This is a genomic window from Nocardia sp. NPDC047038 (assembly GCF_040644075.1).
GTDB lineage: Bacteria > Actinomycetota > Actinomycetes > Mycobacteriales > Mycobacteriaceae > Nocardia > Nocardia sichangensis.
The window spans coordinates 223,784-236,267 of sequence record NZ_JBEYVQ010000001.1 but is presented as its reverse complement, the minus strand read 5'-3'; the positions used below and the strand labels follow the sequence as shown (position 1 = coordinate 236,267).

Here is a 12,484-nt window from a genome sequence, read left to right as displayed (position 1 = left end):
CGAGGAGTTCGATGGAACTGACGCACAGCGACGTGAAGGCCGCTGCCGAACGGGTGGCCGGGCTGGTCAGACCGGTGGCCGTGGCGCAGGCCGACCACACGGGCGAGCTGTGGTTCGCATTGGAGTTCCTGCAGCACACCGGCAGCTTCAAAGCCCGGGGTGCGCTGAACTTCTTGCTCACGCATCGCGAGAACGAGACGCTACCCCGGGTAGGCGTGACGATCGCCTCGGGCGGCAACGCCGGACTCGCGTGCGCGTGGGCAGCGCGCAGCCAGGGAATTCCCGCCACGGTGTTCCTGCCGACCACCGCGCCGCGGGTCAAAGTGGACCGGTTGACCTCCTATGGCGCCGACGTCCGCCTGGTGGGGACGCAATACGCCGACGCGCTCGCGGCCAGTCGCGAATTCGCCGACGCCACCGGCGCCCTGCTCTCCCACGCCTACGACAACCCGCTGATCGCCGCCGGTGCGGGCACGCTCATGACCGAGATCCACGAGCGCATTCCCGATCTCGGCGCCGTCGTGGTCGCCGTCGGCGGCGGCGGGCTGTTCGCGGGTGTGGCCACCGCCGCCGATCACTACGGCGTCCGGACCGTCGCCGTCGAACCGGTTCATTGCCGCGCGCTGCACGCCGCTATCGAGGCCGAACAGGTCGTGGACGTGGAGGTCGACTCGATCGCCGCCGACTCGCTCGGCGCCCGGCGCGCCTCGCAGCTGGCGCTGACGGCCGCACAGCGCTACGACGTGGCCTCGGTGCTGGTCGACGACCACGCGATCGTGGCGGCGCGCCGCGAGCTGTGGGCGCAGCGCCGCCTCGCCGTCGAGCATGCCGCGGCGACCGCCTTGGCGGCGATACGCGGCGCGGAGCCGGCGTTCCGGCCCAGGCCCGGCGAGCGGGTGTGCGTGGTGCTGTGCGGAGCGAACACCGATCCGGCCGATCTGACCTGCTGAGAAGCCCGCCACGCCGACTGACCGTTCATCGGCGTATTTCCGACGAATCGGACGACACGGGGTTAGGCTCCCGCTGTCCTCTGCGATCCCGACGGAAGGCACACCATGGCGCATACCTCACACATGGTTCCCATCGGCACACCGCTACCCGACTTCGCTCTACCCGATCTCGACCAGCGGATCTACTCCCGCGACGACTTCGCGGACGGACCCGGTCTGCTGGTCGTCTTCGCGTGCAATCACTGCCCCTACGTCAAGCACATCGAGGCCGCGCTCGGCGAACTGGTCGACTCGCTGCCGTCCATGCCGACCGTGGCCATCTGCACCAACGACGCGACCGCCTACCCGGACGACGCCCCGCTGCGGCTGCGCGACCAAGCGATCCGCGCGGGCTGGACGTTTCCCTATCTCGTCGACGAGGAGCAGCACGTGGGGCGGGCCTTCCGCGCCGCATGCACTCCCGATTTCTTCCTCTACGACGCCGACCTCCGACTCGCCTACCGCGGCGCATTCGACGAATCGACGCCCGGGAACGGCAAACCGCTGACCGGGGACGACTTGCGCACGGCCGTCGAGGCCGTGCTCGCGGGCGAGCCCGCGCCCGAACCACACCGGCCGAGCATGGGTTGCTCGATCAAATGGCGGGACGCCTGAAGAGCTTCCCTCGTTCGCGCACGCGACGGATCGCGCTGCGCCACGCCAGCTGCGGCACGGCGGCCGACAACCTGGCGAATTCCCCCGAGGTTGCCCGGGTCCACCACGGTCCTGGCCTGCTGGGCGGTGGCGGCCCGCCGCACGGCGCGCGAGGCCTTGCCGACATGACCGGCGTCGTACGGCGGCTGCGGGTCGTACTCGATGATCAACTGAGCGATCTGTGCCTGCTCCGCGCCGAAGACGTCCCCGACCAGCCCCAGCGCCAGATCGATGCCTGCGGAGACTCCTGCGGCCGTGGCTGTTCTCCCGTCGCGCACCACTCGTTCCTCCGGGCGAACGTCCGCGCCGAGTGCGCGCAATGCCGACTGCGCCGGCCGATGCGTCGTGGCAGGCCGTCCGTCCAGCAGCCGCGGCCAGTACCAGCGAACCCGTGCACACCGAGCTCGTCCACCGGGTGGGGCTCCGGTGCGCTCGCCGCAGCCAGGCCGGCAGCGCGTCGTCGACCGCGGCCGCCGCCGGGCCGGGCCCGTCGGGACGAGCAGGATGTCGGGCGTGGGCGTGGAGCGCGGTCATCCCCGAATAGGTCACTATCGCGATGACGAAAGGATTACCGTTGACGAACTCAGGCGACCCGGGGTCGGTGGCGCGTCGTTACGTCGAGGCCATCGGCGAGCAGGACTGGCAAACCGTCTCCGACTGCTGGCGGCCGGGTGCGATCGACGTGTTCGTCGGCGTCGCCGATCTGCGCGCTCCGGGCGAGGTCGTGGCCTTCTTCCGTGACGTGCACGCCGCGGTCCCCGACCTGACGGTGGAGATCCTCTCGGTCACGGCGCAAGACGAGCGTGCCGTGGTGCACTGGCGCATGCACGGCCGGTTCGACGGCACCGCGCCGCTGATCGGGTTGGCCCCCAACGGAAGACACCTCGATCTGCTGGGCACCGACGTGTTCGTCGTGCGCGAGGGGCTGATCGAGTCGAACACGGCGATCGTCAACGGGCTGGAACTCGCCCGCCAACTCGCCGTCCTGCCCCCGCAGCACTCGATCGCCGAGCGGGTGCTGTTCGGCCTCGCCAATTCGATTGCCCCACTGGGCAAAGCGATTCGCGCACGGAACCGTTCCGGACGATGAGCCACGCTGCCGATCCCGCCTCCGATGAGGGACACTGTTCCCGACACCGGGGATCGAAAGGGGTGGGACGTTGGCGACGATCGTCCTCGTGCACGGCATCGCGCAGGAACAGGAATCGGCCGACACGCTGGAGGCGCGCTGGTTGCCCGGACTCGCCGGAGGCGTACGCAACTACGGCGCACCCGAATTGGCGGACCGATTGTGGCGCAACGGTACTCCCGGCGACTTGTCGACCCGCATGGCGTTCTACGGCAATCGGTTCCTGGTCGAGGGCGCCCAGGGTGCGGGGACCGAACTCGACGACGAGCAACTCGACCTGATGGAGCAACTCGCGGCCACGTGGCTCGCGACAGCCGTGGAGCACGCCGGTGACCAGCGCGATCGGGCGACGGCCCGCCGACTCGGCACTCCCCCGCCGCCGGACGCGGTGGCGCAGGGAGCGAACGCGAGGCTGCGGCCCGCTTTGAACGCGCTGACGCGCTTGCGCTGGTTCGCGCCGTTCGGGTTCGGGCTGGCCCAGAAGTTCGTCATAGCGGCACTGTCCCAAGTCGCCCGGTACTTCACCGACGACGAGGTGCGGGAGTACGCCCAGCGGCAGGTGCTCGACCAGATCGGCCCCGAAACGCGCCTGGTGATCGCGCACTCGCTCGGCAGCGTGGTGGCCTACGAGGCGCTGCACCGCACCGACCACCCGGTGTCCCTGCTGACCATGGGCTCGCCACTGGGCCTGCGCACGGTCGTGTACGACCGGCTGCGCCCGCAGCCGAGCACCGTGCCGAAGGCGGTGACGAACTGGCACAACCTGGTGGACGAGGACGATCTCGTCGCGGCGCACCTCGATCTCACCGCGTTCTTTCCGCCGTATCCCGGCGGCACCGTCGCTCCGGTCACCGAACCGCACTTCGACAACGGCGCGTCACCGCACGACTCCACGAGCTACCTCGTCAAATCGGTCACCGGCGGCATCGTCACGAAAGCGCTCGGACACTTCCTATAGTTCGCACTGGCACTGTTCGAGTTCCGAAATGGCGAGCGCTGGACCGAAACTCAGCGGCAACCCCCTGCGCGATCCGGAGCCGACGCTTACCGAACGCTCTGGGACAGATGCACTTTCGCGTCTTCGTACGTTCCGGCGAGCGCGGCCTCGTCGCGGGTGTAGACCAGGTGCAGCACCCCGGTGTCGAAGGTCTCCGAGGACAGCAGGCGCAGCGGAACAGTGGTTGCGCCGTCCTGGAACAGGCGCTCGCCTTTGCCGACCGCGATCGGATGCACCAGCAGGTGCAGTTCGTCCAGCAGCCCGGCGGCCAGCAACTGACGGACGACCGAGACCGAGCCGCTCATGCCGATGTCCCCGCCCGGCTCGCCCTTCAATGCCGTCACCGCCTCGATCAGGTCGCCGCCGATCACTTCGGAGTTGCGCCAGGTGAATTCGAGGTTCTGCCGCGTCACCACGAGTTTGCGCGCATCGCCCAGTTTCTTCGCGAACGCCGCGTCCGGGCCGCCCGCCGCTTCGCGCTCCGGCCACGCGCCCGCGAAGCTCTCGTAGGTCCTGCGGCCGAGCAACAGGGTGTCGGCGGCGCCGAGTTGGGCGTCGACAGCCGCCCCCATGGCGTCGTCGAAATACGGGAAGTGCCAGTCCTGCGGATCTTCGATGACGCCGTCGAGGGCGATGAACAGGCCTGCGGTGATTTTCCTCATGCGCGTTGCTCCTGGATCGGTGTTGCGAACTCGGTCGCTTGATCCGACGGGGTGACGCGCGAGAACTCATCGGTCGGCGTGAAAGGCTGCCCGGTAGTTGTGCGGGCTCGTCCCGACCACTCGCTTGAAGCGGTCGCGGAACGCGGTCGGCGACCCGAAACCGACCTGGCCCGCGATCCGGTCCACCGGGTGACTGGTGACTTCGAGCAGATGCTGCGCCTGCCGGATGCGCGCACGCAACAGCCATTGCAGGGGCGTCGTTCCGGTGTGCTCGCGAAACCGCCGGTTGAGCGTGCGGGTGCTCATTCCGGCTTGTACGGCGATCTCGTCGAGGGAGAGGTCGCGCGCGGAGTTGTCCTGGATCCACCGCAGCACCGGCTCCAGCACCGAGCCGCGCGGCGTCGGTGGCTGGTCGTGCACGATGAACTGCGCCTGTCCCCCTTCCCGCTCCAGCGGCACGACGGATTTCCTGGCCGCGTCCGCCGCCACCGCCGAGCCGTAGTCGCGGCGGACCATGTGCAGGCACAGATCGATCCCGGCCGCGGCGCCCGCCGAGGTGAGCAACGAACCGTTGTCCACGTACAGCACGCCGGGGTCCACCTCTATCTCCGGGTAGCGGGCCGCTAGTTCCGCGGTAGCGAGCCAGTGCGTGGTCGCGCGATGGCCGTTCAGCAATCCGGTCGCCGCCAAGATGAAGGCGCCGGAACAGATCGACGCGATACGGGTGCCCGCGGCGGCGGCCCGGCGTAGCGCGTCGATCACCTCGTCCGGCACCGGCAGGCCCGGATCGGCGCAGCCGGGCAGCACGATCGTGTCGGCCTCGGCCAGCGCATCGAGCCCCCGGGACGCACACAGCGTGAACACGCCCGCGTCGACCCTCGGCGCGGGCGCGCAGACCACCACGCGATAGGCGGGGCGTCCGTCGGGCAGGCAGGTTCGCCCGAACACCTCCACCGGCGTGGCCAGATCGAACGAGATCACTCCGTCCAGCGCGAGTACGACCACGGTGTGCATGGCAATAGCGTAGTTATCCGGTCGATTTCAGCCAATGCCGATCTAGTGCGCTCTGGGAGGAGTGGGCAGTTCAAGGCTATTGGCGAGAATCAATCGCTATATGGCACTTTCGCCAATTTCTCGTACGCGCCACGCTTACTAGTGTCGACCGCCGTGACGAAGTTCCTGCTCTCGGTCCACGTGCTCGCCGTGATCATCGCCGTCGGACCCGTGACGGTGGCTGCCAGCATGTTTCCCGCCACCACCCGCCGCGCCCTCGCCCCATCCGGAGCCGAGCACAGCCCCGCCGTCCTCGGCACGTTGCATCGCATCTGCCGGGTCTACGCTCTGCTCGGCGTGCTCGTCCCGGCCTTCGGTCTGCTCACCGCGCTGAGTCTCGGCGTGCTCAGCGACGCATGGCTGATGGTGTCGATCGGGTTGACGGCCGCCGCGGCAGGTGTGCTCGCACTGCTCGTGCTGCCGGGACAGCAGAAGATCCTGGCCGACCTCACCGGGACGACACCGACGCTGATCCGCCGTCTCGCCATGGACACCGGGGTGTTCAACCTGCTGTGGGCGGCGGTCACCGTTCTGATGATCGTCCGGCCGGGTTCGACGACCGGAGCGTAACGCTCAGTCGGGCAGGTGGCGGACCACCATCGACAGGTCGCGGACGATCATGATCGGGCACGCCACCGACAGCAGCAGCGCCTGACTGGTCGAGCCGAGCAGCATGCCTGCGAACCCACCTCGGCCACGGCTACCGACCACGAGCAACTGGGCTCGCTCGGAGCGTTCGAGCAGACAGCGCTCGGGCCGATCGGTCACGATCTCGCGCCGGATCTCGACGTCCGGAAAGCGCTCCTGCCATCCGGCGAGGCTCTCCGCGAGCACGATCTGCTTTTCGGTGTCACCCGCGAGCTCCGCCCTCGCCGACGGCAATTCGACGCCGGTCCACACGTGCAGTGCCAGCAGCGGCACATCCCGCGCCGAGGCCTCGTGCAGTGCCGCTTCGATGGCGGGTTCACTGACCTCCGTACCGTCCACCCCGACCACGATCAGCTGCTTCCTGGCCTCCGGGCTGAGCGGCGCGCCCTCCCGGACCACGACCAGCGGGCAGCGCGCCCGGCGGGCCAGCGTCGCGCTCACCGACCCGAGCAGAGCGCGCCGGACGGTCCCGCGTTCCCGGGTTCCGACCACCATCATCCGCGCTCCGCGGGTACGGTCCAGCAGCGCCGGACCGACCGGCTCGTACACCAACTCGGTGGTGATCTCGATGTCGTGCAACGCCCGGACCGCGATGAGCGCCTCCTCGGTCGCGGTGTCCAGCACCCAGCGACCGTGCCCCTCCAATCGGGCGTAGTCGGTGCTGGTGAGCGGTTCGGTGACGCCGGGCCCGTAGTCGGCGACCGGATCCAGCACGTGCACCAGACACAGTGGCGCCCGATGCTGCGCGGCCGCCTGCGCTCCCCACGCGACCGCCGCCGCCGATCCGGCGGACCCGTCCACACCGACCACGATCGGCCCGTTGCTTCGCATGCTCACTTCCTTTCCGACGAAAAGATCGAGCTCAGCACCGCCGATTTCGACACTACCGGCGCGGCGGACCCGTCAACCGCCGAGGACGACGCACGCGTACCCCAGGTGGACGCCTTCACCGACCCGCAGGTCGATTCCCGCCACATACGGTGCGTACGGCTCTTGTACCGCGCTGACGGTGTGCGGCCCCGGTGTCGCGGGCACCCAGTCGATCAGTGCGACACCGCCCGACGGGCGGACCACGCCGAACGGGATGCCGTTGTCGTAGAACGTCACCGGTGTGACGATGTCGGTCACCGTCGCTCGCGCGGTGTAGGTGCAGCCTGTTCCGTAGTTCGTGGCCAAGCCGAAATTGATGCCGGGATACATCCCCACCTGGGTCACCGTGGCTCCGGCCAGGGGTGGGCAAGCCAGCGCGACTGCCGCGCCGGTTCCGATCGCCGCCGCTATCGCGGCAACTCCTTTTCGCATGCGGAGTGGTCCTATCGGTCGTGAGTCGCTCTTCGTCGAACGGACGCCGGCCGCGCACCGGCGCGATAACTAGATACTCACTCCCCCACGGCTTCGACGGGGGCAAACCGCGGAATCTCGGTGGGGCCCGCACCGCCTGACGGTCGTGTCGCCCCGGCGTGGTTGGGTGTCCGGAGGTCTTCCCGAGACAACGGAGGTGCGGCGTGGTGGCGATCGACTTCGAGCGGAGGGCGCGCGGGGCGAGGCCGGTCTCGGTCCGGCGTTCGGTCGCCGCTCAGGGGCTCGGTGGCGTACCGCCGACGGCGCTGGTGCTGGCGGGCATCGTCAGCGTACAAGTGGGCGCGGCGGTAGCGAAGCAACTGTTCGCGGCGACCGGAGCGGCCGGTGCGGTCACGCTGCGGCTGGTCTTCGCCGGGATCGTCCTGCTGGTGATCTGGCGCTCGTCGCTGCGGGTGGCACGCGGCGCGCTGCCGGTCGTCCTCGGCTATGGCGCGGTGCTCGCGCTGATGAACCTCTCGTTCTACGAAGCGATCGATAGGATTCCGCTCGGCATGGCGGTGACCATCGAGTTCCTCGGACCGCTGAGCGTCGCGCTGGCCGGATCGCGGCGCTGGATCGACCCGCTGTGGGCGATGCTCGCCGGGGCGGGAGTGCTGCTGCTGACCCGGGCCGACGGCGACGTGAACTGGGCCGGAGTGCTGTTCGCGCTGGCCGCGGCAGCGTGCTGGGCAGGCTACATCCTGCTGAGCGCCGCACTCGGCGAACAGACCAGCGGCGGCGGCGGTCTGGCATTGGCCATGGCGTTCGGCGGACTGGTCATGCTGCCGGTCGGCGTCATCGACGCGGGCGCCGCGCTGTTGCAGCCCGGCGTGCTCGCCGCCGGATTCGCGGTGGCGTTGCTGTCGTCGGTGCTTCCGTATTCGGTGGAGCTGGAAGCGCTGCGGCGGATCCCGCCCCGCGTCTTCGGTGTGCTGATGAGTCTGGAGCCAGCGGTCGCGGCGATCGCGGGTTTGGTCGTCCTCGGTCAGATCATGAATCTCGGACAGTGGGCGGGCGTCGCGTGTGTGGTGGCTGCGTCGGCGGGGGCGACGCGGACCGAAGCGAAGGATTGACGGCTCCGGCCGCTCAGCGCGTTTGCCGCGTCACGTCCGGCTGACCGGCGGGACGCTGCGCATCCTCTGCCGCCCCCGGGTTGTCGGCGATCAAACTGCCGAGCAGTGCCAGAGATCGCTCCGAGGGCGATCCCGGCTCCGCGTGGTAGGCGATGAGTATCTGGCCCGGCGCGCCGTTCACGCTGAACGTCTCGTAGGACAAGGTCAGGTCCCCGACCATGGGGTTGCGAAATTCCTTGACGCCCCCGGTCTTCGCCCGGACGTCATGGCGGGCCCACAGCTGCCGGAACTCCTCGCTCTTCAGCGACAACTCGCCGACCAGCTCGGTCAATCGCGGGTCGTCCAGGTCCGCGCCCGCGGTCGCCCGCAGGCTGGCGACGGTGTCGGCCGCGATGGTCGGCCAATCCAGGTAGACGTCGCGCGCCTCCGGATCGAGGAAGACCATGCGCACCTGATTCACTCCCGGCACCGAACACGAGTTGACGGCCGCGGCCAAGGGATTCGCCGCCAGGACGTCCAGGTACCTGCCCAGCACCAGCGCCGGCGTGTGCGGCCACGCGTTCATCAGGCGCAGCAAGCCGGGCGCCACACGTTCGGGCCGCCGCGGCGCTCTCGGCCGTCTGGCCGTCGGCCTGGCCAGTTCCCGCAGGTGCGCCGTGCCCTCCTCGTCCAGCGCGAACACCCGCGCGAGCGACGCGATGACCTGTTCGGAAGGATGCCGGTCGCGCCCTTGCTCCAGTCGCACGTAATAGTCGGCGCTCACCCCGGCGAGCAGGGCGATCTCCTCCCGGCGCAGACCGGCGACCCGCCGCTGGCCGCCGCCCGGCAACCCGAAATCCTCCGGTCGCACCAATTCGCGGCGCGCGCGCAGGAAGGCGCCCAGTCGATTGTCGGAGTCCATGACCCGAGCGTAGGTCAGGGGCGCCGCTCCTGGGTGGCCCCGCGACTACCAGGAAGTCCGCAGCCTGTCAGGCGCACGCGAAGGGCCGGAAAGTAGTGGACATGACGAACGACAACCTCACCGGCCGCGTCGCGGTCGTCACCGGAGCATCGAGTGGAATCGGCGCCGCCACCGCACGGCGGCTCGCGCGGAGCGGCGCCAAGGTCGCCCTGCTGGGCAGGCGCAAGGATCGCATCGAAGAACTCGCCGCCGAACTCGGCGCGGACGCCCTCGCGGTCGTCGCCGACGTCGGCGATCAGCAGTCCGTGCGCGATGCCGCCGCCACGGTGCGTGCGGCGTTCGGGCCCGTGGACCTCGTCGTCGCGAACGCGGGCGTCATGCTCGCCGCGCCGTTCGAGTCCGCGCTCACCGACGAGTGGGACCAGATGGTCGGCACCAACGTCACCGGGCTGCTCTACACCGGACGAGCGTTCATCGATGACCTGCTCGCGGCCGCGACCGACGGCAAGCGCGCCGATCTGGTGCTGGTCGGCTCGATCGGCGGGCACACGGTCTTCCCCAACTACGCCGTCTACACCGCCACCAAGGCGGCGGTCGCGCACCTGACCCGCAACCTGCGCGCCGAGTTCGGGCCGCGCGGCGTCCGGATCAAGAACATCGAACCGGGCTTCGTCGGCACCGAACTCGGCGACGGGATGCAGGACGAGCAACAGCGCTCCGGCCTGGCGCAGTGGCGCACGGCGATCGAGATCCTGGAACCCGGCGATATCGCGGACGCGATCGCCTACGCCGTCGACGTACCCCGGCACGTCAACATCGCCGAGATCGTCGTCGTCCCGACCCAGCAGGGCTGATCGCCGACGCGTTCGCCGCTACCACCCTGGCGGATGACCGACACTGCCCCGGCGCCGCGCCAGGCCCGAGGACGCCTCGGTGGCCGCCGGGATGGGATACCTCGGCTGGCGCGACGCGCATCGGGGCGACGTCCCCGACATCCCGGCCGTGCGTCCGCGCGACTCGTTCGAGTCCGCGGCCGAGCGCGTCGGCGACACCCGCGCCCGCCGCCTTCCCTACGAACCAGGGCTGGACCGGCGAAGGCGTCTTCACCCACGCGGCTCCTGGCCCCACCGATCCGGTCCTGGTTCCCGCCCACCGCTATACGAAGCTGCCCTGACCGCCTCGCGATTGCTGCGGACGACGCACTGTCGTACCCGGCAGGCGCACCGGGATGTCGCGGCAGACTAGTCGGTGTCCGCCCACTCGGGCCACGGGCGCATGCCCTCGTCACCGCGGATGTAAGCGAGGCGGCGCAGCGCCAACCGCTGATGGCTCGGGTCGACGGCGGCGGCCCGCAACGACTGCAAGGCCATCCGGAACTCCTGGATGTCGCGCAGCAGGTAGAAGCCGTCCCACCGCATCACATCCCGGCCGTATCCGGTACAGAACTCGGCGTACTCCGAGGCGGTGATCTTTTTGGCGGTCCAGCACTCGATCGCCATGTGCACCAGGTCCCACTCCGGCGGGCCGATCACAGCCCGGTCCAATCCGACCAGGATCGCGTCGCCGTCGTCGCCGACCACCACGCCGTCGCCCGAGCCCGCGCCCTGCACCACCGACCACGGCAGACCCCGCGGCAGCGCTTTCCAGCGGCCGCGCAACTCGTCCAGATGTTTGCCCAACCAGCGCCGGTCGTCCTCGGTCACCGTCTGGGCGGCGGCGATGTCCTCCTCCACCCGAGCCAGGGGCGCCATCCGGCGCAGCTCGAAACCGGGCAGCGGCAGCCGATGCAACTCTCCCAGCGCCTTGCCGACCTCGCCGGGCGTGCCGGAGTGATGCGGCGGCAACTCCTGCCAAAAGGTCACCGGTCGGCCGTCGACCACGACCGGCTGCGGGATATCCGGGACGACCCGCGTCGCCGACACTCCACAGGTCTCCAGCCATCGAGACACGGCGACTTCCCGCGAAGTCGCCAGCTTCTGTTCCCGCCCGCCGATCCGCACGACGATTCCGTCGCGCAACCGATAGACCCCCTGCGCGCCCACGGGCTCGGCATCGCTCGCATCGATACCGACGCTCACACAGGCGGCACGCAGAATCGACCGCATGCCGTTGCCCGCGACATCCGCGGTCATGTCGACCCCCCGCAACCGCCCCGGGGGGAGTAGCACCGCATCTCGCTCTCGAGCCTCATGGCAGCCATCCAGATACCGGGGGGCAAACACCCCATTTTCCCTGGTCAATGGACATTACCCGAGAGATTCCACCACGCTCAGCAACCAAACAGAATCCGACCGATTCGCCCGAATTACCCCGTTCGGCAGCTCCCACATCCCGCCCATGCACCGGAAACGGTCCCCGGGCCCCCGCAGCACGATGCCGCCGCCCAACTGCCGCGACTTACGCCGGAAGGTGAAGCGATGCGCGAGCACCGCGAAGCAGCGGAGGCGAGAACGCGCCGCACAGAGGCGAAACAATCACAAGGAGCGACACCGAACGCGCGACCTCCAGCGAGCACGGAGCGGCACCGCCGGACACCGACCCGAGCGAACCAACTCAGAGGTCGGAAGACAGCAGAACCCGCGCGGACCCATCCCGAACGCAACCACCGAGGTGGGGTCACAACCCATGTGCGGACCCACCTGACGCAACCACCGACCTGGGGTCACAACCCATGTGCGGACCCACCCAACGCAACCACCGAGGTGGGGGTCCGGGGGCGAAGCCCGCCGGGCGGGGTGTGGGGGTTGCACCCCCACAAGACACCCAGCGGAACGAGCGAGGCCCATGCTCTCCATGAGCATGGGCCTCGCACTCGTGGACATGGCGGGAAGATACTCGAAACGGACCAATATGCTCGAAGACTTCACTGAACTGCGACAACGTATCGGGGAAAGCGGACCACATCGGTCAACACGATCCAACAGAGGCACGTCTGGCCGCCGGAAGAAGCAACTGACTCCAGAAGAGACTGCGGCGATCGCAGCCAAGTATGAGGCGGGTGCTTCCATTGTCCAGCTGAGGGTCGAGCACCACATGG

Annotated in this window: 13 protein-coding genes; 7 read left to right on the top strand and 6 right to left on the bottom strand. The window is 69.4% G+C overall.

The window, feature by feature from the left end; all coding sequences use genetic code 11:
- Nucleotides 1-11: 11 nt before the first annotated feature.
- The 4 genes from ABZ824_RS01190 to ABZ824_RS01175 all read left to right on the top strand — a co-directional run bounded on the left by ABZ824_RS01190 (nt 12) and on the right by ABZ824_RS01175 (nt 3,730).
- The gene (locus ABZ824_RS01190; RefSeq protein WP_356960947.1) at nt 12-950 is read left to right on the top strand and encodes a threonine/serine dehydratase; all 939 of its coding nucleotides are present in this window, start codon (nt 12-14) and stop codon (nt 948-950) included.
- A 105-nt stretch (nt 951-1,055) separates the two neighbouring features.
- Nucleotides 1,056-1,604 (top strand): thioredoxin family protein, encoded by a 549-nt coding sequence (locus ABZ824_RS01185; RefSeq protein WP_355077846.1) that lies wholly within the window; start codon nt 1,056-1,058, stop codon nt 1,602-1,604.
- Between the two features lie 613 nt (nt 1,605-2,217).
- Nucleotides 2,218-2,733: an ester cyclase gene (locus ABZ824_RS01180; protein WP_355077848.1), complete on the top strand. Its 516-nt coding sequence runs from the start codon at nt 2,218-2,220 to the stop codon at nt 2,731-2,733.
- A 70-nt stretch (nt 2,734-2,803) separates the two neighbouring features.
- Nucleotides 2,804-3,730, top strand: a complete 927-nt coding sequence (locus ABZ824_RS01175; protein WP_356960945.1) for a hypothetical protein — start codon at nt 2,804-2,806, stop codon at nt 3,728-3,730.
- Nucleotides 3,731-3,816: 86 nt separating this feature from the next.
- Here ABZ824_RS01175 and ABZ824_RS01170 read toward each other — a convergent pair whose 3' ends face one another.
- Both ABZ824_RS01170 and ABZ824_RS01165 read right to left on the bottom strand, forming a co-directional pair.
- Nucleotides 3,817-4,431, bottom strand: coding sequence for a dihydrofolate reductase family protein (locus ABZ824_RS01170; RefSeq protein ID WP_356960944.1), 615 nt, complete (start codon nt 4,429-4,431; stop codon nt 3,817-3,819).
- Nucleotides 4,432-4,497: 66 nt separating this feature from the next.
- A complete protein-coding gene (locus ABZ824_RS01165) occupies nt 4,498-5,445 on the bottom strand; it encodes a helix-turn-helix domain-containing protein (protein WP_356960943.1) in 948 nt (315 codons plus the stop codon).
- A 153-nt stretch (nt 5,446-5,598) separates the two neighbouring features.
- Between ABZ824_RS01165 and ABZ824_RS01160 the strand changes: the two genes are divergently transcribed.
- Nucleotides 5,599-6,054: a hypothetical protein gene (locus tag ABZ824_RS01160; RefSeq protein WP_356960941.1), complete on the top strand. Its 456-nt coding sequence runs from the start codon at nt 5,599-5,601 to the stop codon at nt 6,052-6,054.
- A gap of 3 nt (nt 6,055-6,057) precedes the next feature.
- Here the strand turns inward: ABZ824_RS01160 and ABZ824_RS01155 are convergent, their stop codons facing one another.
- Nucleotides 6,058-6,963, bottom strand: a complete 906-nt coding sequence (locus ABZ824_RS01155) for a universal stress protein (protein ID WP_356960940.1) — start codon at nt 6,961-6,963, stop codon at nt 6,058-6,060.
- A 72-nt stretch (nt 6,964-7,035) separates the two neighbouring features.
- Nucleotides 7,036-7,434, bottom strand: a complete 399-nt coding sequence (locus tag ABZ824_RS01150) for a hypothetical protein (RefSeq protein ID WP_355077854.1) — start codon at nt 7,432-7,434, stop codon at nt 7,036-7,038.
- 206 nt (nt 7,435-7,640) lie between these two features.
- Here ABZ824_RS01150 and ABZ824_RS01145 point away from each other — a divergent pair, with 206 nt between their 5' ends.
- Complete coding sequence (locus ABZ824_RS01145) at nt 7,641-8,546, top strand: EamA family transporter (protein WP_356960938.1); 906 nt, start codon at nt 7,641-7,643, stop codon at nt 8,544-8,546.
- A 13-nt stretch (nt 8,547-8,559) separates the two neighbouring features.
- Here ABZ824_RS01145 and ABZ824_RS01140 read toward each other — a convergent pair whose 3' ends face one another.
- Nucleotides 8,560-9,447: a helix-turn-helix transcriptional regulator gene (locus ABZ824_RS01140; RefSeq protein ID WP_356960936.1), complete on the bottom strand. Its 888-nt coding sequence runs from the start codon at nt 9,445-9,447 to the stop codon at nt 8,560-8,562.
- 101 nt (nt 9,448-9,548) lie between these two features.
- Between ABZ824_RS01140 and ABZ824_RS01135 the strand changes: the two genes are divergently transcribed.
- Complete coding sequence (locus ABZ824_RS01135; RefSeq protein WP_355077857.1) at nt 9,549-10,301, top strand: SDR family oxidoreductase; 753 nt, start codon at nt 9,549-9,551, stop codon at nt 10,299-10,301.
- A 387-nt stretch (nt 10,302-10,688) separates the two neighbouring features.
- Here ABZ824_RS01135 and ABZ824_RS01130 read toward each other — a convergent pair whose 3' ends face one another.
- Nucleotides 10,689-11,579 (bottom strand): phosphotransferase, encoded by an 891-nt coding sequence (locus ABZ824_RS01130; protein ID WP_356960934.1) that lies wholly within the window; start codon nt 11,577-11,579, stop codon nt 10,689-10,691.
- Between the last annotated feature and the right edge of the window lie 905 nt (nt 11,580-12,484).